The 26953-nt window shown below is 41.4% G+C and carries 28 protein-coding genes; 15 read left to right on the top strand and 13 right to left on the bottom strand.

Features of this window, described 5'->3' with window-relative positions; genetic code table 11:
- Nucleotides 1–5: 5 nt before the first annotated feature.
- The 4 genes from yegQ to MTF66_RS02430 form a co-directional block, all read right to left on the bottom strand.
- Nucleotides 6–1391 (bottom strand): tRNA 5-hydroxyuridine modification protein YegQ, encoded by a 1386-nt coding sequence (gene yegQ / locus MTF66_RS02445; RefSeq protein ID WP_055197422.1) that lies wholly within the window; start codon nt 1389–1391, stop codon nt 6–8.
- 196 nt (nt 1392–1587) lie between these two features.
- Nucleotides 1588–3135: a S8 family serine peptidase gene (locus MTF66_RS02440; protein ID WP_248526243.1), complete on the bottom strand. Its 1548-nt coding sequence runs from the start codon at nt 3133–3135 to the stop codon at nt 1588–1590.
- A 12-nt stretch (nt 3136–3147) separates the two neighbouring features.
- Entirely contained in the window at nt 3148–3729 is a 582-nt protein-coding gene (locus tag MTF66_RS02435) for a hypothetical protein (RefSeq protein WP_248526242.1), read from the bottom strand.
- A gap of 513 nt (nt 3730–4242) precedes the next feature.
- Nucleotides 4243–4833, bottom strand: a complete 591-nt coding sequence (locus MTF66_RS02430) for a hypothetical protein (RefSeq protein WP_248526241.1) — start codon at nt 4831–4833, stop codon at nt 4243–4245.
- Nucleotides 4834–5074: 241 nt separating this feature from the next.
- On the opposite strand from MTF66_RS02430, the gene ndk reads away from it, so the two are divergent.
- The 10 genes from ndk to MTF66_RS02380 all read left to right on the top strand — a co-directional run bounded on the left by ndk (nt 5075) and on the right by MTF66_RS02380 (nt 16032).
- Nucleotides 5075–5506 carry a nucleoside-diphosphate kinase gene (gene ndk / locus MTF66_RS02425; RefSeq protein WP_036972405.1) on the top strand — a complete coding sequence of 144 codons (432 nt, stop codon included), beginning with the start codon at nt 5075–5077 and terminating at the stop codon, nt 5504–5506.
- A gap of 170 nt (nt 5507–5676) precedes the next feature.
- Nucleotides 5677–6807, top strand: coding sequence for a bifunctional tRNA (adenosine(37)-C2)-methyltransferase TrmG/ribosomal RNA large subunit methyltransferase RlmN (locus MTF66_RS02420; RefSeq protein WP_175079522.1), 1131 nt, complete (start codon nt 5677–5679; stop codon nt 6805–6807).
- Nucleotides 6808–6921: 114 nt separating this feature from the next.
- Nucleotides 6922–8745, top strand: coding sequence for a type IV pilus biogenesis/stability protein PilW (gene pilW, locus MTF66_RS02415; RefSeq protein WP_248526240.1), 1824 nt, complete (start codon nt 6922–6924; stop codon nt 8743–8745).
- Nucleotides 8742–9629 (top strand): RodZ domain-containing protein, encoded by an 888-nt coding sequence (locus tag MTF66_RS02410; protein ID WP_248526239.1) that lies wholly within the window; start codon nt 8742–8744, stop codon nt 9627–9629. Before pilW ends, MTF66_RS02410 begins: the two co-directional genes overlap by 4 nt.
- Nucleotides 9630–9634: 5 nt before the next feature.
- On the top strand, nt 9635–10753 hold the full coding sequence (gene ispG / locus MTF66_RS02405; RefSeq protein WP_054553525.1) for a flavodoxin-dependent (E)-4-hydroxy-3-methylbut-2-enyl-diphosphate synthase: 1119 nt from the start codon (nt 9635–9637) through the stop codon (nt 10751–10753).
- A gap of 132 nt (nt 10754–10885) precedes the next feature.
- Nucleotides 10886–12160, top strand: a complete 1275-nt coding sequence (gene hisS, locus MTF66_RS02400) for a histidine--tRNA ligase (RefSeq protein WP_058584526.1) — start codon at nt 10886–10888, stop codon at nt 12158–12160.
- A gap of 24 nt (nt 12161–12184) precedes the next feature.
- Entirely contained in the window at nt 12185–12805 is a 621-nt protein-coding gene (locus MTF66_RS02395) for a tetratricopeptide repeat protein (protein ID WP_055022059.1), read from the top strand.
- A gap of 9 nt (nt 12806–12814) precedes the next feature.
- Nucleotides 12815–13993, top strand: coding sequence for an outer membrane protein assembly factor BamB (bamB, locus tag MTF66_RS02390; RefSeq protein ID WP_248526238.1), 1179 nt, complete (start codon nt 12815–12817; stop codon nt 13991–13993).
- 75 nt (nt 13994–14068) lie between these two features.
- Entirely contained in the window at nt 14069–15538 is a 1470-nt protein-coding gene (gene der, locus MTF66_RS02385; RefSeq protein ID WP_248526237.1) for a ribosome biogenesis GTPase Der, read from the top strand.
- 113 nt (nt 15539–15651) lie between these two features.
- Nucleotides 15652–16032: a VOC family protein gene (locus MTF66_RS02380; protein WP_055022061.1), complete on the top strand. Its 381-nt coding sequence runs from the start codon at nt 15652–15654 to the stop codon at nt 16030–16032.
- On the opposite strand, the gene MTF66_RS02375 is transcribed toward MTF66_RS02380, so the two are convergent.
- Nucleotides 16029–16469, bottom strand: coding sequence for a MarR family winged helix-turn-helix transcriptional regulator (locus tag MTF66_RS02375; RefSeq protein WP_248526236.1), 441 nt, complete (start codon nt 16467–16469; stop codon nt 16029–16031). The two genes, MTF66_RS02380 and MTF66_RS02375, sit on opposite strands and share 4 nt — an antisense overlap.
- 181 nt (nt 16470–16650) lie before the next feature.
- On the opposite strand from MTF66_RS02375, the gene MTF66_RS02370 reads away from it, so the two are divergent.
- Nucleotides 16651–17649, top strand: a complete 999-nt coding sequence (locus MTF66_RS02370; protein ID WP_248526235.1) for an NADP-dependent oxidoreductase — start codon at nt 16651–16653, stop codon at nt 17647–17649.
- A gap of 96 nt (nt 17650–17745) precedes the next feature.
- Here the strand turns inward: MTF66_RS02370 and MTF66_RS02365 are convergent, their stop codons facing one another.
- Genes MTF66_RS02365 through MTF66_RS02355 form a run of 3 tightly spaced genes read right to left on the bottom strand, consistent with a single transcriptional unit; the run spans nt 17746 to nt 19588 of the window.
- Nucleotides 17746–18504, bottom strand: coding sequence for a hypothetical protein (locus MTF66_RS02365; RefSeq protein WP_248526234.1), 759 nt, complete (start codon nt 18502–18504; stop codon nt 17746–17748).
- Nucleotides 18491–19234: a hypothetical protein gene (locus MTF66_RS02360; RefSeq protein WP_248526233.1), complete on the bottom strand. Its 744-nt coding sequence runs from the start codon at nt 19232–19234 to the stop codon at nt 18491–18493. The genes MTF66_RS02365 and MTF66_RS02360 overlap by 14 nt, the downstream gene beginning before the upstream one ends.
- 24 nt (nt 19235–19258) lie before the next feature.
- Entirely contained in the window at nt 19259–19588 is a 330-nt protein-coding gene (locus MTF66_RS02355; protein ID WP_248526232.1) for a hypothetical protein, read from the bottom strand.
- Between the two features lie 236 nt (nt 19589–19824).
- Here MTF66_RS02355 and MTF66_RS02350 point away from each other — a divergent pair, with 236 nt between their 5' ends.
- On the top strand, nt 19825–20013 hold the full coding sequence (locus tag MTF66_RS02350; protein ID WP_248526231.1) for a hypothetical protein: 189 nt from the start codon (nt 19825–19827) through the stop codon (nt 20011–20013).
- A gap of 51 nt (nt 20014–20064) precedes the next feature.
- On the opposite strand, the gene MTF66_RS02345 is transcribed toward MTF66_RS02350, so the two are convergent.
- The gene (locus MTF66_RS02345; RefSeq protein WP_062565869.1) at nt 20065–20580 is read right to left on the bottom strand and encodes a zf-TFIIB domain-containing protein; all 516 of its coding nucleotides are present in this window, start codon (nt 20578–20580) and stop codon (nt 20065–20067) included.
- A 20-nt stretch (nt 20581–20600) separates the two neighbouring features.
- Complete coding sequence (locus tag MTF66_RS02340) at nt 20601–21188, bottom strand: DUF4202 domain-containing protein (protein ID WP_248526230.1); 588 nt, start codon at nt 21186–21188, stop codon at nt 20601–20603.
- Nucleotides 21189–21443: 255 nt separating this feature from the next.
- On the opposite strand from MTF66_RS02340, the gene MTF66_RS02335 reads away from it, so the two are divergent.
- Entirely contained in the window at nt 21444–23873 is a 2430-nt protein-coding gene (locus MTF66_RS02335; RefSeq protein ID WP_248526229.1) for an EAL domain-containing protein, read from the top strand.
- On the opposite strand, the gene MTF66_RS02330 is transcribed toward MTF66_RS02335, so the two are convergent.
- Nucleotides 23848–24312, bottom strand: a complete 465-nt coding sequence (locus tag MTF66_RS02330; RefSeq protein WP_248526228.1) for a thioredoxin — start codon at nt 24310–24312, stop codon at nt 23848–23850. The genes MTF66_RS02335 and MTF66_RS02330 overlap by 26 nt on opposite strands.
- Before the next feature lie 139 nt (nt 24313–24451).
- Between MTF66_RS02330 and MTF66_RS02325 the strand changes: the two genes are divergently transcribed.
- Both MTF66_RS02325 and MTF66_RS02320 read left to right on the top strand, forming a co-directional pair.
- Nucleotides 24452–25018: a DUF3365 domain-containing protein gene (locus tag MTF66_RS02325; protein WP_248526227.1), complete on the top strand. Its 567-nt coding sequence runs from the start codon at nt 24452–24454 to the stop codon at nt 25016–25018.
- A gap of 75 nt (nt 25019–25093) precedes the next feature.
- A complete protein-coding gene (locus tag MTF66_RS02320; RefSeq protein WP_217877343.1) occupies nt 25094–25429 on the top strand; it encodes a zinc ribbon domain-containing protein YjdM in 336 nt (111 codons plus the stop codon).
- A 67-nt stretch (nt 25430–25496) separates the two neighbouring features.
- Here the strand turns inward: MTF66_RS02320 and MTF66_RS02315 are convergent, their stop codons facing one another.
- Nucleotides 25497–25901 carry a hypothetical protein gene (locus tag MTF66_RS02315; protein WP_248526226.1) on the bottom strand — a complete coding sequence of 135 codons (405 nt, stop codon included), beginning with the start codon at nt 25899–25901 and terminating at the stop codon, nt 25497–25499.
- Nucleotides 25902–25941: 40 nt separating this feature from the next.
- A complete protein-coding gene (locus MTF66_RS02310; RefSeq protein WP_248526225.1) occupies nt 25942–26910 on the bottom strand; it encodes a hypothetical protein in 969 nt (322 codons plus the stop codon).
- Nucleotides 26911–26953 lie beyond the last annotated feature (43 nt).

Raw genomic sequence — 26953 nt, 5'->3', positions numbered from 1 at the left:
TTTTATTAAGCTTTATTGAATGGGTTGCGGGTGTCCTGGTCGGCATCGAGATTACGCATCAAAATTGCGTGATCTAAATCGATATCTTCTGGCAATGGAATTTTAACAATATGGCCAGAACCTTTTGCATCGCTAATGGCTTCGCCTTTTTTGTTTTCCATAAAATCCAGCTTGAAGTTGATGTTGCCTTTTGGTGTCATAAGCTCAAGTGAATGACCAGTACAGAACTTATTTTTCACATCAATTTCAACTAAGCCATTATCGTTGCGGCCTAATACTTCACCGACAAACTGCTGTTTATCTGACACCGAATGACCATACTCATAGTTTTGATAGTCTTGATGTGCATGGCGCTTTAAGAACCCTTCGGTATAGCCGCGGTGCGCTAAGTTCTCGAGAGTTTTAAATAAGTTTGCGTCAAATGGACGGCCAGCAACGGCATCATCAATGGCTTTACGATACACTTGTGCAGTACGAGCAACATAGTAGAAAGACTTGGTACGGCCTTCAATTTTTAGACTATGCACGCCCATTTTCGTTAATTGATCAACATATTGAACTGCACGTAAATCTTTTGAGTTCATTATGTAAGTGCCATGCTCGTCTTCAAAAGCAGGCATGTACTCACCTGGGCGCCCTTGCTCTTCAAGCATGAATACTTCGTTACTTGGTGCACCATCACCTAGGGTTGGGATCACCGCTTTAGGGTCAATTTTATGTACCATTTCGCCGGTTTCATTTTCGGTGCCTGGTTTCACATCGTAATTCCAACGACATGCATTAGTGCACGTACCTTGGTTTGGATCGCGTTTATTAATATAACCCGATAACAAGCAACGGCCAGAATACGCCATGCAAAGTGCACCGTGAACAAACACTTCTAGTTCTGTATTTGGGCATAGCTCACGAATTTCAGCGATTTCTTCAAGCGATAATTCGCGCGATAAAATGACTCGTTCAATGCCCTGCTGAGCCCAAAAGTTCACTGTGGCATAGTTCACCGCATTGGCCTGCACAGATAAGTGAATAGGCATATCTGGCCACTTTTCACGCACTAACATGATAAGCCCAGGATCAGACATGATCAGCGCATCTGGCTGCATCTCAATGACAGGCTCAATATCGCGTAAGTACGATTTTACCTTGGCATTATGAGGAGCAATGTTCGACACCACATACAACTTTTTATTTTGCGCATGGGCTTCGTTGATACCAACTTGCAGATTATCTAGGTCAAACTCATTGTTACGAACACGAAGGCTATAACGAGGCTGGCCAGCGTATACGGCATCTGCACCATAGGCAAAGGCATAACGCATATTCTTTAAACTACCCGCAGGTGATAACAACTCAGGCGTAAAAGGACGAGGGGTCAAAATAGGTGACGACATGAAAGCTCCACACATCGAACCGAGTACAAGTCGGTTGCATGAATTAATACGATAATGAAGCGCGGCAGTATAATAACCTGCCAAGTAATTTTATTGATCTAGATCATTATTGATTCATAGAGCTTATTGTTGAATAGGTGACAAACGAAAAAAGCGCCATAAGCGCTTTGGTCATAACAACAATATAAGGGAGTAGTTAATGGGCTGAGCCATCTCCGCCACGTAATACGTTATTAGATGCTTTACATCCATTTTCAGCGATATAATCAACAGCCGCTTTGGCTTGCACTATGCCCCAGCCGTAAGCATGATCATAACCCATATCCCCCTGATCATCGGCAGATGCCCTCAGTGCTAAACGAATGCCATTTGCAGAACACTCAGGATAATTACTCCATACCAATGCAGCTACGCCGGAAACATGGGGAGTTGCCATCGAAGTACCTGATTTAAAGTCATGATCTGAAAACTCAGCGACTGTTATTGTGGTTTTCTTACCGAGGTTGTCCATTAAATTAAGACCCTCATTTCTTGTCACAGAGCCAGCAATCATAGAAGTAGGGTTAATAGTGCCGATTAGCTGGCTTTGGTTATTATTACGAATAATAACTCCCACACCGCCATCCGCTTCACACTGCTCTACTTTTTTATAAAACGGAATTTCCCCTCGTTCGATTAGACAGATTTTTCCTGTTACATCTCCACAGCTCTGAGTACCTAAACCACAATCAACGAGCTCCCCTGTCACAGTACCAAAACGCGAGCCATCCATACCATAATATTGGAAATTAACAGTATCTTGCGTGACATTAAATTTTGAAAAGCGCGCGCGGTCAACAGGCACAGTTGAGAAAACATTAACGCCTGGCGCTGCTAGTTCAATTTGACTGCTTCGCTGAGAAAAGCTTGCATGATTTTTAGTGCTATCAACCGCTGCGACTGAAATCACACTGTCATAAGAGGCAGGGTAGCTATGTGAAGCTTCACCAGCATTTCCTGCTGCCGCAACCATTAATATATTTGCACGAGCAACTTTATCTAACGCTTTTTCTTCAATCGGGCTTGAGTATTTTCCACCAAGGCTCATTGAAATAACCGTTGAACCAGCTTGCTGGCATTCATCAATCGCACCGGCTAAATCCGAAGCGTAAGCCCAGCTACCATTACCTGCAAAAACACGCACAATGTGCATATCAAGGGAATGATCATCGACAATCCCTGTCGAACCAAATTCATTGTCGATTGCAACAATCGTGCCCGCAACATGAGTGCCATGACCAAATGGATCTTGATACCACACACCAGCACCACCATCGTCTGAGCCTGTAACACCAGCACTCGGCAAATCTGGGTGTTCTAAGGCATAACCGCTATCGATTACACACACTTTTTGTCCGCCTTGATATTGAACTTGATCAGCTTGAACCATCGATAAACCATACGGAATATATTGCGAAGCGCCTTCAGACATTAACTTTCTTGGTACGTCAGGGTAAAAAGTCTTTACGTTGGTAAGCCCTGTAACATTGGCTAACTGAGCTTTATCAATCGAAATTGCAAAACTTTCTAGTGAACTAAGCTCTTTTTCTATTTTAATGTTATTTGATAACAACTCCGATTTAAGCGCTGAGGCTTTATTACTATTTGCTTCTAGAACAATTCGCATTGATTGATCAGCTAAAGAAGGAAAACTATAAGCAAGAGCAATGCTTGCCGCTAAAACTGTTTTTTTATTTATCATCATTAAACTCCTTCTCTACTCTGCGTTGTCGTCATTTTTGCTACTTGGGCAATCTTTCACTTGTACATTGCCACTTATTGTTCCGGCATTGTTATAGCCTTGGTATGGACCAGACTCGAGTAACATCACATTCAATAACCCATTTGCACCAAATCCAGATTTAATACCTTCAGAAATATCCATCATGCATGCAAAGCCAACCCCCTCTCCAGGCAGGCTAGGATTGGTTGAGTTATAATTAAACTCAACTTGATACATCCCCTCAGTGCAAATATCTTGTTTGCAAAATAATCGCTCATCACCAGACTCAGCCCCATCAGGTGATACAGGATCTTCACTACATAAGCCTGCACCATAAACCTGTGCGTTAAATGATACTCCTCCAGATTGTTGCCAATCTAATGCACTTACATCTTTGTAATTTACTTTTCCGCTTACTTCTCCATCACAACGAGCTGCATGTGCTGTAAACACAGCTTTTCCAGCCCCACCCTTTGAATTAAGAGTGCCGCCAGCGTTAACGTGAGCGTCTAACTTTGCACATCCACCCATAATAGCGAATGATGTGATTAACAAACCTAACTGCGCTTTTTTCATATTAATTCCTTGTTGTTTGTTTTTATTAAAAACAGCTAAAACCACTCAATAATTAAATATATTTAATTTATACAATTAGTTATAAGTGGCAAAACAAGTAATAGTGGAAGTGAAATGAGAATTCAACACACTAAAAAGGGTAAAAAACATGGCAAGAAAAACGATTAAATTTACTGTAAAAAAACACCTTGATTAACAATGTATTAAAATTATATTTACACAATATGAAAGTGTATCAATCTGTACCAAAATGTAATCAAGCACTTAAATATTATAAATGCAGATAAAAACCAGCACTTTAATACGATAAAATTTAGACTAAGTAAGGACTTATAGAGAAAAGAAAAAAGGTGACCAATCCTATGGCCACCTTTTTAGATCAAACTCAATTAACTATCCAGGGTAATTGGTTTGGATTTGCTAATGTTAACAGCCCAAAAAGCTACAACATATATTCTATTAATAATTATGTAGTTATATTATATGCTAAATGTGATTTTTTAATTACAAAAACTACAACAACAGCACTTCTTCAGTTTCAAGCGCAAAGGTTTTGCCGTTTGCAAAACTTATATCGATATAAAAAATATGACTACTCTCAACTTCTGGAGCTTGGTTAGGTTTTAGTTCAATAAATATAGGTGCAGTCGTGGGGAAAACGCTTGCGAAGTCTTCAACACTGGCATAGTTGCCATCACTGTAATAATCAAAATCACTATTATACATTTCTTTGATATCAAACAGGCTATTTAAACTCGTACCAGCGGTGAGCTCACTGTTGTAATCAGCGCTTGAGTAAATATTAATAGCTGTAATAGTATTCGCGCTCCCTAATACCACTGCTGGGATAGGACAGTCTGCATATTCTTTATTAGGGTCAGGCTCATCTCCTTCACTATAAACACCTTTGCCAGCACCGCCTAATTTTATGATATAGGCATCATAAGCGAGTGCTGTGTTAGCCTCGTTTTGCCCTGGGGTGACAACATATTTATCAATATCGATTGCCACGGGGAAAGGAGAGCATGTTAGCTCATCATTTGAGTCTGAATTACAACCCGCTAAACAGCTTGCGAGTAAACTGACCAGTAAAAGTTTTTTCATAATTGTCCTTATTAGTTTTATCATTTCCTGAGTTAATAATTGCCTATAAAATAGCCCACAACAAGTACTTAACTGCTAAAATTCGCTCACACTTTATACCCGTGTTGCTATACATGGTTAGGGTTCATGAAAATGCCATCAAATGACTATTTAATTAAATTAGGAATTTTCACGTAAAGCGCGTATAATTCGCGCCCGTTAATATTTAACCTTTTAAATTTAAAATTATTGGAGCATAAAGATGGCTTTAGAGCGTACTTTTTCAATCGTAAAACCTGATGCAGTTGCTAAAAACCACATCGGTGCTATCTACAACCGTTTCGAAACTGCTGGTCTTAAAATCGTTGCAGCTAAAATGGTTCACCTTTCAAAAGAAAAAGCTGAAGGTTTCTACGCTGAGCACAGCGAGCGTCCTTTCTTCGGTGCTTTAGTTGAGTTCATGACATCTGGTCCAGTAATGGTTACTGTTCTTGAAGGTGAGAACGCAGTACTTAAAAACCGTGAAATCATGGGTGCTACTAACCCTGCTGAAGCACTAGCTGGTACTTTACGTGCTGACTACGCAGACAGCATCGACGAAAATGCTGTTCACGGTTCTGACGCTGTTGAATCAGCTGCACGTGAAATCGCATACTTCTTCGCTGACGAAGAAATCTGCCCACGTACTCGTTAATTTCGAGTTCACAGCTAAGTCTGTGATGCAGAAGAAAAAGGGCTTTCGGGCCCTTTTTTAGTCATTAGCTAAGCCTATTGTAAATCTGTTTAGCTAATGACTAAGTCGATTAAATAATGTACAATCGCGCACCCAAACTACTTACCACCGTCACTGATTGAGGTTGTTTCATGGCCACTGAAAAAAAGATTAACTTATTAGATTTAAACCGAGATGCAATGCGTGAGCTTTTTGTATCATTCGGTGAAAAGCCATTCCGTGGCGATCAGGTGATGAAATGGATTTATCATTTTGGTGTAGACAATTTTGACGACATGACAAACGTCAACAAAAAGCTAAAAGAGAAACTAAAAGCTGAATGTGAAATTGTTGCTCCTGAAATCTCAGTTAGACAACAGGCAAGTGATGGCACCATCAAATACGCCCTGATGCTACAAGGTGGCCAAGAAGTAGAAGCTGTTTGGATCCCAGAAAAAGACCGTGCAACTTTATGTGTTTCATCACAAGTAGGTTGTGCCCTTGAATGTACTTTCTGCTCAACAGCACAACAAGGCTTTAACCGTAACTTATCAGTATCTGAGATCATCGGTCAGGTATGGCGTGTTGCAAAAGACATTGGTTTAGATGGCGATAGCACTAAGCGACCAGTTACTAACGTGGTAATGATGGGTATGGGTGAGCCATTACTAAACCTTAAAAATGTAGTACCAGCAATGGAACTTATGATGGACGACTGGGGTTTTGGTTTATCAAAGCGTCGCGTTACATTAAGTACCTCTGGTGTGGTACCTGCTCTTGATTTATTAAAAGAGAAAATTGACGTAGCGCTGGCTATTTCACTTCACGCGCCAAACAATGAACTACGTGATGTACTGGTACCAATTAATAAAAAGTACCCTATCGAAGAATTTTTAGCGGCATGTCGTCGTTATATTGATGGTTCTAAAGCAAATAAAGATGTGACTATCGAATACGTTATGCTGCAAGGTGTAAACGACAGCACAGATCAAGCTCACGAATTGGTTAAAACATTAAAAGGAACACCTTCAAAAGTGAACCTAATTCCGTTTAACCCATTCCCGGGCAACGAATATGGCCGTTCGAGCAACAGCCGCATCGACCGCTTCTCTAAAGTATTACAAGCAGCGGGAATTACCTGTATTGTTCGCCGTACCCGTGGTGATGATATTGACGCAGCTTGTGGTCAATTGGTGGGTGATGTTGTAGACCGTACTAAACGTTTAGCGAAAAAGAAAATGCGCGAAGATAACGCTATTGCGGTAAATGTTCACCAAGCATAAGCGTAACTTTTAAAGATAAGCCTTTGTGACAAACTCGTTATTTTTAAAATAATAGATGCAACACAAAGGCTTTTCGGTAAGATAGGCATACGGAATCAAAGAAGAGATTAGGTAATGCGTTCTATACTTGCCATTACTGTTGGTGCATTCGCATTAACAGGGTGTGTTACAGAAAACAGCTACGAAGGTAGCGACAGACCCGTTGTTGAAAAACAGGTTAATAATACCGGTGCTGCCCGTACTCGTATCGCCCTTGCGTTACAGTACTTAAAAACAGGCAACAACTCGCAAGCAAAATATAACCTAGAACGCGCTGCTGATTTTGCCCCTGACCTCCCAGAAGTTCACTACTCTTTAGCTTATTACTATCAACAAGTTGATGAACCAGAGCTAGCCGATAAAGCCTATCAGCGCGCTTTAAGAATCGCCCCTAATGATCCGAACACCTTAAATAACTATGGTGTCTTTTTGTGTGGCATTGGCGAATATGACCGCGCTGCAGAAGAACTTCTTAAAGCGATTGCAGTTCCTAGCTATATCCGTGTAGCTGAAAGTTACGAAAACTTAGCCTTATGTGCAATAGAATTTGATGACTTTGAAAACGCAGAAAAATATCTAAAATCTGCGCTAAACCACAGCTCACAGCGTCCATCATCAATGATTAGTCTTGCTGGTTTGTATTACGCAAAAAGCGATCTTCACAAAGCTGAAGATATCATTGAAAGATACGAATCGTTAGGCCGCGTAACTCCCCGCGCACTCATGCTCAGCTACTTAATTCAGCAACGCATGGGCCATATTGAAAAAGCCGAAACAACGGCAGGTATCATTTTACAAACCTACCCTGGTTCGAGCGAAGCAAAAGCAATTACAGCAGGGCAAACTAAACGCTCAGAATTTGAAATTCTACGTGAAAAATACCGTCAAGCGCAGCTTGAAGAACTGAAAATCTCAAGTGATAACAGCACGGTTAGCAAAGATCAGCCAAAAATTCGCATCGTGAAAAGAAAAGCACCTGCTAAACAAGCTGTTGTTGCACAGACGTCAGTGGCTGCTACTGGGCAAAGCCTTGTAAAGACCACAAATGTTCCAACAACTAATGAACAAGCTTCTCAAGTTGAGCAGCCAACTGTAAACAAAACTCAACCCGAGCCACAAACTGTAGCGCAAAGTAATAAACAGGTGCCTACTGAGGTAAATTCAGATAGCGAAGGAAAGCCCGTAACAGAGACACTCGCCTCTTCACAAACGAGCGATACAACGCCAGAGACGCTCACAAAGCAAACTGACGAAGGTTTCCAAACAGTTTCCTCTCGTAAAGTTGAACAAACTCCAGTTATTGCAAAGCAGCAAACAGACGCGCAAACACCAGCGCAAAGTAATGATGAAGTGACCATAGTGTCATTTGGTGCACCGCAAACGCCAAGCGTTCAACAACAAACGCCAGCAAACTCGCAAAATACCAAAAATGATGCCAGCACTGTGGTGTTTTACGAAGCTGAAAAAGACGAAAACGTATTTAGTGGCAGTCAAACAACGGCGTCAACCGCCAATAGCACTGACTTTAGCGTGACAAACGAGCCGGTTAACTTACCCATGCTGAACGCAAATGTACCGGCGCTGAATATCCCGTATCATATTATTGAAAATGGTGAAAACCTCTTTAGCATTTCGGTGCGATACAATGTTAAACTACAGAAGATTTTGCTGTGGAATGGCTTAAAAGAATCGGATCGTGTACAAAACGGTACTCGCATTTATTTGAACGATCCGAACATTTATCACGACATCAATGAAGGCGACACACTCTTTAGCATAGCCACACAGCATAGCGTATTGATCGATCAGTTAATGCGCTGGAACAAATTGAGCCCAGATGTCGCCCTAGAACCTGGGCATAGACTCTTATTGGTAGATCCAGACTCATACGCATTATGAATGAAGAAAACAATTTAGAACAACCACAAGAAACGCTCGGCCAAGCGCTAAAAAAGCGCCGCGAAGAAGCAGGAATGAGCCTTGAGCAACTTGCTGGTGCATTAAAGTTATCAGTTTTACAGTTACAACGACTAGAAAACGACGAGCACGAACTACTAGGCCCTGCGACCTTCGTAAAAGGTTATATCAGAAGCTATTGCCGCGAGCTTAAAATCGATAGCCAAGCCATGCTTGAATTACTGCCAGAGCACGTTGAGCCTGAGAAAAAGTCAAAAATGCAGAGCTTTTCTCGCCGCACAGAAAAAGAAGCACATGACAGCCGTTTAATGCTGTTTAGCTACTTTATCTTAGCGGTGATCATTGGTTCGTCAGTGTTTTGGTGGTGGCAAAATAGCAACCAGAATATCGAAGAGCCGGTCACGACTGCGATGCCAAATCAGCTCGAAAGCAGTGATATTTCACCTGACTTAGCTGTAGAAGCACCAGCTGAAGAAACCATTCAACCACTCGCTGAAGGCGAGCAAGAAATCGTTCAGCCTGAAGCTGATGCGCCAACGACCAGCAACGAAGCACAAAATCAAGCTGCATCACAAAACCAACCTGCTGCTCAGCCACAAACTGAAAAGGCAGATCCTGAGCACAGCGAAGTGGTGATGCACTTCAATGAAGATAGCTGGGTAGAAATTCACGATGGCAACGGCGATCGTATTGCTTTTGGTGTTAAAAAAGCAGGTTACGTTATGACAGTAACCGGCCCACAGCCATTTAGTGTGGTACTAGGCAAACACCAAGTAGTCGATATTACTTTTCAAGGTCAAGCTGTCGATACCTCACAATTTGCCAAAAATCGCTTAGCTAAATTTACTTTACCGTTATCAGAGTAACCGCAATGTTTTCAGAATCTCCTATTAAACGCAGAAAATCGACCCGTATTAACGTAGGTAACGTGCCAATTGGTGATGGTGCGCCAATTGCCGTTCAGTCGATGACTAACACCAACACCCTAGATATCGATGCAACGGTTGCACAAATTCAAGCTATTCAAGATGCCGGCGCCGATATTGTGCGTGTGTCTGTACCAACCATGGAAGCAGCTGAAGCATTTAAAAGCATTAAAGAACAAGTCACTATCCCGCTGGTAACAGATATTCACTTTGATTACCGTATTGCATTAAAAGTGGCTCAATATGGTGCAGATTGTTTACGTATTAACCCGGGTAACATTGGTAGCGAAGAGCGTATTCGTGCCGTTGTAGACTCTGCACGTGAGCATAACATTCCGATTCGTATTGGTGTTAATGGCGGTTCATTAGAACGCGATTTACAAGAAAAATACGGTGAACCAACACCAGAAGCACTGCTTGAATCAGCTATGCGCCACGTTGAGATCTTACAACGTTTAGACTTTGACCAATTCAAAGTATCCGTTAAAGCGTCAGATGTATTTTTAGCGGTTGGTGCATATCGTTTACTTGCCAAAGAAATCGACCAGCCACTGCATTTAGGTATTACCGAAGCAGGGGGTATGCGCTCAGGTTCGGTTAAATCGGCTGTTGGTTTAGGTATGCTACTTGCTGAAGGCATTGGTGACACATTACGCGTATCACTTGCTGCCGATCCGGTACAAGAGATCAAAGTTGGTTTTGATATTTTAAAATCATTACGCATTCGCTCACGCGGCATTAACTTTATTGCTTGCCCGAGCTGCTCACGCCAAGAGTTTGATGTGGTAAGCACCATGAACCAACTTGAAGAGCGCCTTGAAGACGTGGTTGAGCCTATGTCAGTGTCGGTAATTGGTTGTGTGGTAAATGGTCCTGGCGAAGCGCTGGTTAGTGATATCGGCCTTGCTGGTGCCAACCGTCGCTCTGGCTTATACATCAATGGTGAGCGCCAAAAAGCGCGCATCGATAACGATAACATTGTCGACCAACTTGAAGGCTATGTGCGTGACTTTATCGCTAAGAAAGAGAAAGAAACGCCAATCGACATCAAAATCGTTGAATAATTCGCATATACTCGGCAAACCCTTGGGTTTGCCGTTTACCTTTACCGCTTAGACGGTATAATAGCGGGTCAATTTTTAGTTTTTCTTGAGGCGCGATTTTTTCAGCGCAAGTACAGTATTTAGGATTTATCAGTGGCAAAACAAATTCAGGCAGTTCGTGGTATGAACGATTGTCTGCCAGGCGATACGCAAATTTGGCAGAAAGTAGAAGACATTTTACGTGAAACAGTTTCATCGTTTGGTTATCAAGAAATTCGTTTTCCAATTGTTGAATCAACCGACCTATTCAAGCGCTCTATCGGTGAAGTAACCGATATCGTAGAAAAAGAAATGTACACATTTGCTGACCGTAATGGCGATAACTTAACTCTTCGCCCTGAAGGTACCGCAGTGTGTGTGCGTGCAGGTAATCAAAACGGTTTACTGTATAACCAAGAACAACGTTTATGGTACATGGGCCCGATGTTCCGTCACGAGCGTCCGCAAAAAGGTCGTTACCGCCAATTCCACCAATTTGGTTTAGAAACATTCGGCATTGCCACTGCCGATATTGATGCAGAAGTTATTTTGCTGACAGCCCAATTATGGAAAGAGTTTGGTATCAGTGAACACGTTCGTCTTGAGCTTAACTCATTAGGTTCAAATGAAGCACGTGCAGACTACCGTGATGCACTTGTTGCTTACTTAGAGCAACACGTCGATGTACTTGATGAAGACTCTAAGCGTCGTATGCACACTAATCCTTTACGTGTGTTAGATAGCAAAAACCCTGATGTACAAGCTATTTTAACTGATGCGCCTAAACTATCTGAGCACTTAGACGCTGAATCAAAAGAACATTTTGAAAATTTATGTGAACGTTTAGACGCTGCAGGCGTCGAATACACGGTAAATGAAAAGCTTGTACGTGGCCTTGACTATTATAACCGCACCGTTTTTGAGTGGGTAACCGATAGCCTAGGCGCACAAGGAACCGTTTGTGCCGGTGGTCGTTACGATGGTCTAGTTGAACAACTAGGCGGTAAAGCAACACCAGCGGTAGGTTTTGCAATGGGTCTTGAGCGTTTAGTGTTATTACTTCAAGCACTAGAAAGTGTAGGTGACATCCGCCGTAGTGCTGATGTATATTTGGCAGCCATGGGCGATAAAGCCAGCATTCAAGCGCCTATCATTGCCGCTCAATTACGTAAAGATGTTGCAGGTCTACGTGTTATGGTGCACGCAGGCGGTGGCAACTTTAAAAAGCAATTAAAACGCGCAGATAAAAGCGATGCTCTCGTGGCGGTTATTATCGGCGAAGATGAATTAGAACAAGGCGTTGTGACTATTAAGTACTTACGTGAGCGTAAAGAACAAGTCACCTTAAAATTAGAAGAAGCGAAAACGCTACTAGCTGAGCTTATTTAAGCCCAGTTAGCAACAGAGGTAAGCATGGAAATTTATTCAACAGAAGAACAACAAGAAGAAGCGATCAAACGCTTTTTCCGTGAAAATGGTTTAGCACTTGCAATTGGTATTGTTGCAGGTTTAGGTGGTTTATATGGTTGGAAAGCTTATAACCAAAACCAAATCACCACAGCTGAGAAAGCATCTGACTCTTTCACACAACTTGTTGAAAGCGGTGCCGTGCTAGAAAAAGCGGATACGTTTATTAAAGACAATGGCGAGTCAAGCTACAGCACGCTAACAGCATTTGTAGCAGCGAAAGAAGCCGTTGAAAAGAATGACCTTGATGCAGCAAGCGAAAAGCTTAACTGGATCATCACCAACGAGCAAAACCCTGAGCTTAAAGCAACGGCAACAACGCGCCTTGCTCGTGTTCACCTTGCACAAAAGCAATATGAGCAAGCGCTAACAACGCTGAACGCCCAGCTTCCAGCATCATTTGCTGCTGCAGTCGCTGAATTAAAAGGCGATGTTTATGCTGCACAAGGCGACAAAGACCAAGCTCGCAGCCAATACCAAGCTGCTGCTGATAATGGCGGCCTTGAAAACAATCCGTTATTACAAATTAAACTTGATGACTTAGCACAAACTAGCCCAGCGGCGTAAGGGGTTAAGATGAAGAAGTTAACAGCGGCAACACTTGCTCTGTGTATCGCAACCCTGACTGGGTGTTCGTCAAGTGATGACGAAGAAGAACTGGTATTGCCTGAAATTGTTAATCAATTTGAGACAGAAGTTGTTTGGCAAGAATCAATCGGTGATGGTGTTCAGCACTATTTCTCGCGCTTAACACCGGCTATTCATAACGATGTTGTGTATGTAGCAAACCGCGAAGGTGAAGTTGAAGCCCTATCGCTTGAAAATGGCGATACGCTATGGCAAACCGATGTGCGTGAAAACCCAGCCTTTTGGCCTTGGGAAACCACAGAAAGTGCCAAGCTATCGGGCGGTATTTTACAAGCTTACGGCAAAATTTTCGTTGGTTCTGAGCATGGTTACTTAACTGCTCTTGACCGTGAAACAGGTGAAATCGTTTGGCGTAAAACGATGCCAGGCGAAGTACTTTCTAAACCAGCTGCAGGCGACGGCCTAATTTTTGTAAACCTAGGCTCAGGTAAATTATTAGCTGTACACCCAGATACAGGTGAAGAGCGTTGGAGCTTTGAACAAGAAGTGCCACCACTAACGTTACGTGGTCAAAGTTCACCTACTGTAGCCAACGGTGGTGTATTACTAGGTCTTGAAACAGGTAAATTAAGCGTATTAATTTCTGAAAATGGTTACTCTGCGTGGAGTGCTGAAATTGCTTCTCCAAAAGGCGCGTCTGAGTTTGAACGTTTGGTTGATGTAGATACACAAGCATTAATTAGCGGTCCATATGCTTATGCAATCGCCTATAATGGTAACTTAGCAGCCGTTGATATTCGTTCTGGTAATGTTGTTTGGAAACGTGAGTACAGCAGCTACCGTGATTTATCGATGGATAGCCAATCTATCTATGTTGTTGATAGCGATGGTGTTGTTTACGGTCTAGATAAAACATCAGGTATTGAGCGTTGGAGCCAACCGGCACTACGCGGCTGGTACTTAACAGGCCCTACCGTGGCTGGTAAGTATTTAGCAATGGGTGACCAAGAAGGTAACCTACACTGGTTAGACAAAGAAACGGGCGAGCTTGTATCGCGCGAAGACTTTGACAGCTCAGGTTTCTTTATTGAGCCAGTTGTTGCCGGTGACAAGTTAATTTTATACACCCGAGATGGTGAAGTTAGCGCGGTTAAAATTCCAAACTAACTTACTAATAGTAAACGTTATTTTTCTAAGGCTTCGCTTGGCGAAGCCTTTTGTTGTTTTTTTAAGAGGTAGTTTATGCTTCCCGTGATCGCTCTTGTTGGGCGACCCAATGTGGGCAAATCCACATTATTTAACCGTTTAACACGTACTCGTGACGCCCTCGTAGCCGACTTTCCAGGCTTAACACGAGATAGAAAATATGGCCAAGCTGATTACGATGGCTATGAATTTATCGTGGTAGACACGGGTGGTATTGACGGTTCTGAGCATGGTATCGAAACCGAAATGGCTGAGCAATCGCTACTAGCGATTGAAGAAGCCGATATCGTGCTATTTTTAGTTGATGCCCGTGCAGGTATGACCGCCGCTGACCAAGCGATTGCTAATCACCTACGTAAACAACAGAAGAAATGTTTTGTTGTTGCAAACAAAGTGGATGGCATTGATGCAGACTCATACTGTGCTGAGTTCTACCAACTAAGCTTAGGCGACGTACATCACATTGCAGCAGCTCACGGCCGTGGTATCACGCAGCTACTTGAAACAACCTTACAGCCAGTTATTGCAGAACTTGCAGGCGAAGCTGAAGAGCTTGAAGAAAGTGATGACGAACTTATTGATCTTTACAGCGAAGATGAAGAAGGCGAAGACAACCAGCAAGCCTTTGCAGATAAGCCAGTAAAGCTTGCTATTATCGGTCGCCCTAACGTTGGTAAGTCAACACTTACCAACCGTATCTTAGGTGAAGAACGTGTAATCGTTTACGATATGCCGGGTACAACCCGTGATTCAATCTACATTCCGATGACACGTAACGACAAAGAGTACATTCTTATTGATACCGCAGGTGTTCGTAAGCGTAAGAAAGTAAGCGATGTTGTAGAAAAGTTCTCTGTGATCAAAACTCTTAAAGCGATTGAAGACGCTAACGTGGTATTACTAGTGGTTGATGCTCGCGAAGGTATTTCTGATCAAGACTTAAGCTTACTAGGCTTTGCCTTAAACGCAGGTCGTTCATTAGTTGTTGCTGTTAACAAATGGGACGGCCTTGATGATTACGTTAAAGAACGTATTAAGTCAGAGCTTGACCGTCGTTTAGGTTTCATCGATTTCGCACGTTTACACTTTATTTCTGCTTTACATGGCACAGGTGTAGGTCACTTATTTGAGTCGGTAGACGAAGCGTACGAGTCAGCAACTAAGCGTATTAGCACAGCGATGCTGCGTCGTATCATGGATATGGCACAAGCTGATCACCAACCGCCACTTGTTCGTGGTCGTCGTGTGAAACTTAAGTATGCTCACGCAGGTGGTTATAACCCACCACGTATCGTGATCCACGGTAACCAAGTTCACGACTTACCAGATAGCTACAAACGCTACCTAATGAACTACTACCGTAAAGCATTAGGTATTATGGGTACGCCAATCAAAATTGAATTTAGAGAAGGCGATAACCCATACGCAGGTCGCACCAATAAGGTGACTTTATCGCAAAAACGTAAAATTCGTGCATTTGCGAAAGAGAACCGCAACAAGTCGTAATTTCTACGTAAGCATTAAGTATTAAAAAAACCTTGTGAGTATGACTTACAAGGTTTTTTTATTGCTAAAACTATGCTTTATTTAATAAACGAACAATAAATAGAGCAGCATAAATGGTCTTTTTAAGTCAGGTTATTTACGTCGATAACGTAGAAGAAGTACTCGACTTTTACTATCAAGCATTTGGTTTAAATACCAACCATATCAGTGACGATGCCGAGTACGGTGAACTTGTTACAGGATCTGTAAAACTTGCTTTTGCAACCCACCCGCATGCGCAATCATACTTCAAGCAAGGGTATATTCGCGCCCATCCTAAGCAGCCTGCACTTGGTTTTGAGCTAAGATTCAGCTGCCATAATTTAGTCGAAAGTTACGATAAAGCTGTGCTTGCTGGTGCAGAGCCATTATGCCCGCCCACTAAAAAAGACGCCCAACATTATGCGTATGTTCGCGCTATTGAAGGCACTTTAGTGTGTTTATTAGAAGATTAGCCTTTTGTAAGGTCCGTTTTTGTAAGGTCAGTGTGCAGCTCAAGGGTTAACTCGCGTAATAACTCGATTCGCTCCAAACTCATATTTGAGCGTGCCATTAACTTAGCCGTTAATTCTTCAGCATCAACTTTAAGTTGCATGCCCTGCTCTGTTAACGAAATTACTTTTTTACGCTCATCTTCACTTGATACCTGACGCGTCAATAAACCTTTTGCCTCTAAGCGCTTCACTATCGGTGTTAAGGTGCCAGAATCGAGGTGCGTGTCATGAGAAAGCGCTTTTAAACTCACTTGGTTATTATACCAAAGCGAATGCATCACAATATATTGTGGATAGGTTAAGTCATAAGCTTCGAGGATTGGTCGAAACGCTCTGATCAACGCATTGGTTGCACTGTATAAAGTGAAACATACATTGTCTGATAAGTTGTTGCTCATGCTGCTACCCTAAACTGAAATACAGCCGTATTATTGCCTTAATTTAGTTTGCGCGCAAATTATTTTACGACGATCTATTGCCTTTTATAGTAAAGATCATTAAATTGATCGCAAATAGTTTGCGCGCAAATGTTTTGCACAGTTCAGTAATTGATTCTAATCTAGCAGATCCGAGGTTTATATGACGACAAGTCAACAAATTCATTTAGTTTCACGCCCAACAGGTGTACCAACACAGGCTAATTTTTCGCAGGTAGAAGTATCACTACCTGATTTGAACGACGGCGAAGTGTTAATTAAAAATACCTGGATGTCAGTTGACCCTTATATGCGCCCACGCATGATCGATCGTAAATCATATATCGCGCCATTTAACTTAAACGAAGTGATGGAAGCCGGTGCTATCGGCGAAGTGATTGAATCACGCAATGATGACTTTCCTGTAGGGAGCAAAGTAAGCCATATTAGCGGCTGGCGTACCATGCACATTAGTGATGGCAGCGACTTAACGTTACTACCTAACGTGCCACTACCAGACCAACTATTTTTAAGTACTATGGGCATGACTGGGCTAACTGCATGGGCAGGTTTAACAAAGGTAATTAGCCTAAAAGAAACTGACACCGTGTTTGTTTCAGCTGCATCAGGCGCTGTAGGTAGCGTTGTTTGCCAAATTGCTAAGCTAAAAGGCTGTAAAGTGATTGCTTCGGTTGGCTCTGACGAAAAAGCACAAATGGTTAAAGCATTGGGTGTTGATGCCGTAATTAACTATAAAACGGTAGCAAACCTAACAGAAGCTCTTGAACAAGCGGCACCGCAAGGCATTGATGTGTACTTTGAAAACGTAGGTGGCGATCACCTTGAAGCAGCACTCAATGTAATGAACGATTACGGCCGTATTCCTGTTTGTGGCATGATCTCAGGTTACAATAACGACACTGCACAGCCAGGGCCAAGCAACCTCTTTTATATCAACTCGAAAAAGCTCACCATGCAAGGCTTTATCGTGATTGATTACTTTGATCAGTTCCCTGAGTTTATTGAACAAATGGGCGCGTGGATCGGCGAAGGCAAAGTTAAATCTGAAGAAACGGTATACCATGGCATCGAAAATGCCGTAGATGCATTTCTTGGCCTGTTCGAAGGTAAAAATAAAGGAAAAATGCTGGTTAAACTTTAACGTTAATAACTAATAAAGCCTGTATCTTAGTTGGTACAGGCTTCTTATTAAGCAAGTTTAAAAAATACGATTGCCGATACAAGCACCACCTTGCGCTTACAAACCTTCATACTCGGACTTCCTTGGTTTTAAAATTTGCTTTCTGCATTTAACCATATCCCAACAATCTGTTTCAGGTACGCCGTAATACCACGCTTTAAAAATAGGTTGATACTTTTCAATTACACGTTGTTGCATGCGTTTTGAAAAATGAGGCAAGTAAACCGTTTTAGTCAACGTGATATGCCTTGCAATCATCTGCCCTAAATTAAAACGCGCTTGGCGATACCTAATATCTGCTTTTTTAAACTCTCTACTATCAGGTGCGAATTTTTGCATGTCTTGTTTAGGGCCTTCCGCCCAGCCAGCCACTTTGTTCATTTGTTCAGCAAACGGCTTAACAGTAAACGTTACATAAATGGGGTCATCTGCATCGGTAGGCGGAAAACCTCGTGGAAACGCGCCTTGGTGATAATTCGGGTGGGTCACAGTAAACTCTATGGATGCGTAGGCATTAGGTTGCAATAAGTCTAACCGCTCACGCGGGAAGGTAATTGGCTCATTGGCATAGGCTGCTTTAAAATATTTATAACCAAATTCAATACCACAACTACTGTGACCGCACGATTCTGAATAGGCCGACTTTATCAAAAAAGGGAATTCTGGCACTGAGCCATCTTCTGTTTTAATCGTCACAACGATGGGCCCACGATAACCATGCGCTTCATCAAATAAAAAATCACAACCTGTGGTAAAAAAGCAGGCCAGTAATACACAATAAAATTGCACTACCACCTTGCGCTTATAATCCTTCATATTCAACTTCCCTTGGGTTTAAAATATGCTCCTGACAAGTCATCTTATTCCAACAATCTGTTTCAGGTACGCCGTAATACCACGCTTTAAAAATAGGTTGATACTTTTCAATCACACGTTGTTGCATGCTTTCTGAAAAATGGGGTAAGTAAACCGTTTTAGTCAACGTGATATGCCTTGCAATCATCTGTCCTAAATTAAAACGCGCTTGGCGATACCTAATATCTGCTTTTTTAAATTCTCTGCTATCTGGTGTAAATTTTTGCATGTCTTGTTTATAACCAGTCGCCCAGCCAGTTACTTTATTCATTTGTTCAGCAAAGGGCTTAACAGTAAACGTTACATAAATGGGGTCATCAGCATCGGTGGGCGCAAAACCTCGAGTAAAGACGATGTAGTGATAATTAGGATGAGTAACTTTAAAAAGAATTGTTGCGTATGCATTAGCTTGCAATAGGTCTAACCGCTCCCGCGGGAAGGTGATTGGCTCATTGGCATAGCTCGTTTTTAGATATCTATAACCGGAGTCTATGCCACAGCTACTATGACCACACGACTCTGTGTACACAGACTCTATTAAAAAAGGAAACTCCGACACTGAGCCATCTTCGGTTTCAATCGTCACAACGATGGGCCCACGATAACCATGGGCCTTATCGAGTACTGTAGTGCAACTTGTTGTAAACAAACAGGCCAGTAACACGCTCATAAACACCACTAATTTTTTCACACTATTGACCTTATATTTTAATAATTATTTAGCGCTAATAATGGGGTTGTCGGCACTGCCACTAATTTGATAGCCATAAATATCGGCAAGCTCAGGCGACAAGGCAAGGCCGTTGTCTGTATCAAACAATAGTCCTAACGTTTTTAATAAGTCAGCTTTATTATTTTTTAAAATTGCATCGCAGATATTATCAAGCTTAGTAATGTTCGAGTTGGGTGATGCGCGGTCGTTATTTTGGCTCAACTCATCCGAGTTTAGTTGCGAAAGCAAACTTAGAATTAGACTAAGCTCATGAACAGACTGAGAGTTTAGCAGTTTTATCTTAGGCCCTTTTTGTTCAATATCATTTAACATAACTACTAGCGATGTATAAATAAACAAAGTAGCGAATATTAGCATAAAATATAAAACAACCCTGTTATGACTTATATTCACAGCAATTCCTTTTGTAAAACCATTTAAAACTTTAATAACCTTACACCAGCAATAAAGACCATCAAAAAAATCATAAAAAAAACAAACAAAAGAACCGAAATAAAAATAAATAACCAGTAATTTTTAACGATTTAAAGCAAGATAAAAAGCTCACCATGCAAGGCTTTATCGTGATTGATTACTTTGATCAGTTCCCTGAGTTTATTGAACAAATGGGCGCGTGGATCGGCGAAGGCAAAGTTAAATCTGAAGAAACGGTATACCATGGCATCGAAAATGCCGTAGATGCATTTCTTGGCCTGTTCGAAGGTAAAAATAAAGGAAAAATGCTGGTTAAGCTTTAACACTTAATAACTAATAGAGCCTGTATATTAGTTGGTACAGGCTTCTTATTTTCAGTCATTCAAAATCGATAAATACGCAAGTTCTGCTAGTTTTTCTAATGATGACGTTGCATTAGACTCCGGCTTTTCAGCATGAACTGAGTAGCGCCTTTTTGGGATTTTAACTTGAATAAAACCATGATTATTGGCCATATCAATACGCAGCATTTCACGTTCTTTTGGCGTTAAATGATTTTCATGGATCTTTTCAAGCTCACCATGATCAAGCCAAATAGCAGCACAATTTGGACATTCGTCTATTTCAACCACTTTTAGTGGCGTGAAAAAGCGTCGCATCATCACTACATCAGGGCAATTCGGACAATTAATTCGCTTCGCTAAATCAACACATTCTGTTGGCAGGGTTTGTAAATGAGCCACCAGCACTTGCGCGGGTTTTAAATTCGGATCGCTAAAGTGAAATATTTGTCGGTTATCAAAAAATACGCCACCGCTTTTTGATAAATACACGTTAACGTCGCCAATGCTCACTGCTTCAAGGGCTGTTTTAGTACGCGGGCAAAACATAGTACATCCTTGTTTCATAATTAATTTAGCGCTTTTGTAATTAACGGTTTAAGCGGCTCAGGTAAGCTGATGTTACCAGCTAATACAAAGTCATGTGCTTCGTTTGACATTTTTTGCCATGTTTTACGAATAATACCCAACCATTTTTGTTCATCGTAATCAGGCTTACTACTTGCAAAATCAAGCATGTAATGTTCAATAAAAACAAGGCTTGCAATGTCTTCAATCAATTGGCTATCGGGGTTTCGTTTTATGTTCTTTTTAGCAACGGCTGCGTATACACGCTCACATTCTTTCGGCGCGTAACCCGCCGTTTTCATAAGGGCTGTTACACGCTGGGCATGAAAGTCATATAAAGCAGTACGCCATTGATAATAACCTTGCTTACCCATAGGAAAATCACTGCGAGGAGAGCGCCAACGCTCAATATGTTGACCCCGTGCGGCAATGCGCATCAACTCATCGGCTTGTGGGTTGAAACGGTTTAGCATGTCGGTCATACGCATTGCGTATAGTGACTCTTTTGCTAGCTCTTGATCATCTTGTTTTACACGATTTGGATCGACAGCATTCGCTGCATCTATCGCTTTTATAACGGCTTGGTACATAGTGTTTAATCTTACTTGTGCTTGCAATTCATTGTATTTAGGTACAATTATTTTTTTAACTTGCTAAAAATTCAACTAAAATTCTAGCTCTTCGCTAGACAATCAGTTAACCCTAAACTAGTATTTTTAAAAACGAGCTTAGTACTTAAATACCCACTCAATTCAGGGACGCCATTGCGTAATATTACATATTTTTCGTTGTTATTTACTTCTTTTTTTCTCAGTTTCTGCTTGTTTTCGGCGATCGCACTAAAAGTGTTTTACGATAGACAAGAAATGCATGAGATTGAGCTAAGTGCAGCACTTAACAGTTACAGCAATAAACTTGAAAAAGCCCTCGATAACGCACTCCTTGGCCCCTACCTTGTTCGCGCCGCAATGCGTGACTTTGCATATACGCAAACTGAATTCGAAACCCTTGCCACAGAGATATTAACTCATAGTGATGGTAGCCAAACTATTCAACTCGCACCAAAAGGGGTAATTCAATACAGCTACCCGCTAACCAGTCACGAGAGTGTGATTGGTGTCGATTTATTCAAGATGCAAAGTATTCAAGAGTCTTTACAAACAGCCATTGATACTCAAAAAATGCGAATCGATGGACCTAAAGAGTTATCTCAGGGTGGTCAAGGATTAGTCGCTCGATTACCAATTTTTGATCAAAATGAGTTTTGGGGGTTTGCAATCGCGGTGCTGCGCTTTCCAGAATTTATTGCAAATTTGAGCCCTGAGAGCACCTCCCCCTCTCACCTCTATGAAGTTTGGCAAAAAACAACGAATAGCTACGTGCCGCTTTTAAATAACCACGGTTTTGAGCAAAGCCACTGGTCGACCTACAACTTCGATGTTGAAAATCAGCAATGGGTTGTGGGTATTAAAGACGAGTTTGCGTATCGGGCGCATATTGAATTTTTAGTATTATTACTTATTGCTCTGTTACTTTCATCGGTTAGCTGCTATTTGATTACGATTACTTTTCGGTTACGTGAGCATGAGCAAAACCTCGAAAAACTTGTGCAAAAGCAAACCTTAGAGCTGTCTGAACAGGCACTTGAATTAAAACAAGCTCAGTCACTCAGTGGCGTAGGCAGTTGGCATCTGTCGGCTGATAAAAGCATTAGGCAATTATCATCACAAGCTAAATCGCTATTCAAAGAACAAAGCAAAGCGCAATCAATTACTGATGTCTGTAAAAAAATCGATAGCTTTTATAAAAATTCATTTTTAAATTTTATTCATACTAAGCCTAGTAGCCCAACTGAAATTGAGTACACGATTAAACTCAACGGAGAAAAACGCTGGTTTCATGAGCACGCTGAATGGAACCCTAAAACTAACACCTTGGTTGGTACGATTAAAGACATAAGTGCTGAAAAACAACGCCAACATGAGCTTTACCAGCAAGCACATTTTGACTCAGTCACTGGCCTTGCCAATCGCCATTACAGCGAAAAATATATAGCTAGTTTATGCCCTGAAGACCAGTACAGTAGCGGCCTTACTTTATTGTGTGCCGAGATCAAAGGCTATCGTCAATTAGAAGATATTTACGGTCAAGATTACTTAAATGAACTACAAACAACGATAGCTAACCGGCTAATTGAATTTTCTGACTTAAATCAAGCGTTTTGCGCTCATATAAAACCTGGCTGTTTTTTAATATTACTAAAAGAAGCCATTTTTGATGAAAAGCTTGCCGCTCTATTAGACAAATTACAGCATCAGGTCGGGGGTATTATTGAAACCGCTGGTAGCGCTCATTTTTACCATTTATACATTGGCGTGGGCTATCCACACTTACAAAACATCGATGCGGCTGAGCAAATCAATACAGCTCTCATTGCGATGAATGAATGCCCTAGCACACAAAAACCGTTCACAGTTTATAGCCAATCTCTAAAAGATAAGCTTATCGCACAAAGTAACCTCGAAAGTGATCTACGCCATGCGCTTGCGGCCAACGAGCAGCTAAGTATGGTGTATCAGCCAATTGTAAACACTCTAGATGGTACACTGATTGGCTGTGAAGCGCTTGTACGTTGGCAGCACCCTGTTCGAGGCTTTGTGTCACCTGTTGAGTTTATTGCCATCGCTGAGCAATCAGAGCTCATTAATTTATTATCTCGTTGGATTGTTGCTAAGGTTGCTGAAGATTGCCATCGCATGGTTGATAACAACATTTATATCAAAATGTCGATAAACCTATCGCGTAAGCAGTTCTCTGATGTGCATTTAGTTAAACGACTGAGTAAAGAAAAAGCTAAGCTATTTCCGGCTAATCAAAAAATTAATCTTGAGATCACCGAATCCGCCCTATTTCAAAATACCCAATACGCAATAAATCTGATGCATGAGCTTAAGTTAGTTGGTTTTGATTTATCACTCGATGACTTTGGAACGGGTTATTCATCACTGTCGTCGATTCAGCAGTTTCCACTAGATAACGTTAAGATTGACCGTGCCTTTATTTGTAACTGCGTTGATAACCCACGAGATGGTTTATTTTTACAAACGATGAGTGATTTAGCCCATCAACTTGATTTAACGATTACTGCAGAAGGGGTCGAAAGCTCAGAGCAATGGCAGTTGGTGAGTGATAAAGGCATTGATTATATTCAAGGTTACTTAATATCAATGCCCTTATCTATTGATGATTTTATAGCGTTTGACCCGGTTGCGTAAGGTCCACTGCCAAGCTTTGTTTTGGCTTTTCGATCATACGGGAAAGCTCTTTTTCACCATCGCTGACAATAATGGTTGGCGTATACATTAAGTCGTGCTGTTTTGCTAACCCTGCAGGGTCTAGCTTGTCGTAGCCAACGGCCACTAGTTTAAGTGAACCTAACTGCACCTTTGCAGTATCGAGAAGTTTCAAAAATCGAGGCACTTCACGTTTTGAGTCATGACACCAAGTGCCCAAGAACACCAAAACCTGCTTACCTTGCAGTGCTTTTATAGTGCTTAACTCTTCTTCGCTCGGTGAGTATTCATCGTACTCTTCATTAAACGCAGAGTAGTCTTTAAGTAAGTCATCACGACTTATCTCTCCACTGTATGGAGCGGTACCTGCAAATGTCAGGGCAGAGAATAACAAAGCGGCGATATAAATTAGTTTTTTCATTTTTTTGTTCTCAAGATATTTTCTTCACCTTAACCAATTTAGCAACAACACTCCAGCAGGCTTTGTGCAAAGAATCTAAATTGGCATGTAAAGTAAAAACAAACTACTATATTAGATATATCTAATGTAAGGTTTTACTATGCTTTCCTTCAGAACAATTTTGATTTTTACTGCGTTACTTTCACCTAGTATTTATGCTGAAACAAAATCAGCGACTCTAGAAACTCAAGCAGCGGAGCGAGCAACTGAATTTGCCACGACGCTCAAATCAGCATTGGGAGCCGCAATAAAACAAGGCGGTTTAGTTGAAGGAATTAACGTGTGTAAAATGCAAGCTCCGGCCATTGCCGAGAGCTTATCAACTGATGGTTGGACGGTAGCGCGTAAAAGTACTAAAAACCGTAATCCAAATAATCAGCCTGATGACTGGGAAGCTGAAAAAATCGCTCAGCTACTCGATATGATCAGAAATACAGAAAGCATCGACAATGTGACTTTTTCAACCAATAAAGATGGTCAATTTCGCTTTGCTAAAGCGATAAAAGTCGCGCCAGTTTGCCTCAATTGTCATGGCCAAACAATTGCGCCAGAAGTAAAGCAAGCGCTTAGCGAACATTACCCAAATGATTTAGCCACAGGCTATCGGCTTGGTGATCTAAGAGGAATATTCTCTATTACCAAAACGCTCGAAACGTCTGAGCCATAAAATATATGCCTTGTGCTCGCATAGTTTACTCTTAGCCATTAAAATACCCTTTTAAAATCAACCATGGTGCCATTTATGTCTTTTCCTCCTTGCCCACAATGTAACTCTGAATACGTGTATGAAGATCAAAACAATTTAGTATGCCCAGAATGCGCTCATGAGTGGGATCCTAATGCGGTTGATACCGATGATATGATCAATGTGAAAGATGCTAACGGCACTTTATTAGCTGATGGCGACAAAGTGACTGTTGCGAAAGATTTAAAAATTAAAGGTAGCTCACAAGTAATTAAAATAGGCACCAAAGCTGTGATACGCCGCGTGTTAGATAAGAAAGACCACGAATTAGACTGTAAAGTTGATGGCGTTGGTGAAATGATGGTAACCGCTAAGTTTGTTAAAAAAGCCTGATAGCATTATCAAAATTGTTATATATTGCTGTGAATAATTACACAGCAATTTCAATAAGCTAACTTTTTTAATAGCCAAACTTTTCAACAACAATCCCTGTTACTTCACAATGTTCGCAGCTCAACTGCCAGCCAGCAGCCCAAGTTGTTGCGTTAAGCTTTGCTTTGCAAAGAGGGCAAACTTCGCCAGCAAACGTACTGGGGGTAATATCTTTAGCTTGCTTAGAAAACGGTCTTAAAAACCACAGAATATTATCGTCGATACTGATGGTTAGATCGTGGCGTAACGTCTCACAATATGCATTAAACACTGCTTGTTTGTACTGTTTTTCATGCTCAGCAGATTGACTGGCATAAACACTCAACGCATTTTCGATGTCTTTTAGGCGGTCAGGCCATGCTTGTGAATCTATATTTGCTTTGCAATCTAACAGCTCATCAAGAGTGTAACTTGCATAGTTTGGTTCAAACATAACTGCCATCCTTGCTTTGGGTTATTAATTCTTTGGGTATTCAGTTTTTTGAATACAATGTACCATTTTTATTTATTTGCAAAAGCCACTGATCAAATAAATTGTTCGCAATACTCAGCTCTTCATCTGAAAGTGTCGGGTATTGTCTTTGCTCAAACCACGCATAACGATTATACACATCGTTATTTTGCGTGATTTCCATAATGAGTCGATTTATAGCGTAAGCTTTTGCTGCACTATGCTCACCAACTTGTTTGCTGTAATACATGCTCGCTAAACTCATTAGCGCTTGTTCACTGCCCTGCTTCGCTGCTTGCTCTAAAAATGCGGTTTTACGCTCTTTAAAACTATCACGATTTTTGATGAACTCTGCACGTGACAACTTCTCAGGAAATTGTGACTTCATATAAAATTCGGGCGTTAGCCCAGCAAACGTTTGCTGCGCATAAGCGGAGCCATTTTCTGCAGCCTCTGCCAAATAACTGTAAAAAGAACGCCGCGTTGCTAAATCTAATCCTTGGCAATACTCATATTTATCTAAAACACGGCTTTGTATATCGCCAGCATCACTAAACTCATAGATTTCAGCCAATTTTTCTTCAAGGGCCTGTTCATCTAAAGGCGCATTAAAACAATACTTAAGGTTTTGCGCGATGAGGTAGTTAGCCTCAGCATCACCTTGCTGAGCACGTTGCTTTAGCTCTGTAAAATAGTCAATAAACACACCATCAAAACGCCAATTTGGCGGGTTTTTGATAATAAGTTCACGGCTGTCATTAACTTCACTCCCTTGCTCCGTTGATTCATCAGCTAGCAAATTCGTGTCAGGCTTTGTGGCAGGTATGCTTACTTGTGCCACAACTTGCTGCGTAGTTTTTATATCATTTGAAGATTCTGAATTGGTTGCAAAGATCGCAGCTTCTCGTGGAAAAAATATATAAATAACGAACAACAATACCACAATTAAAAATGGCTTTATTCCTTGCCTAACAAAAGCATACCCAGACATAACAACCTACTTATCATTTTTGTTGCTAAGTAAGTTACAAGAA

It is taken from the genome of Pseudoalteromonas sp. 2CM39R, assembly GCF_023161845.1.
This window is presented reverse-complemented; position numbering and strand designations above follow the sequence as displayed.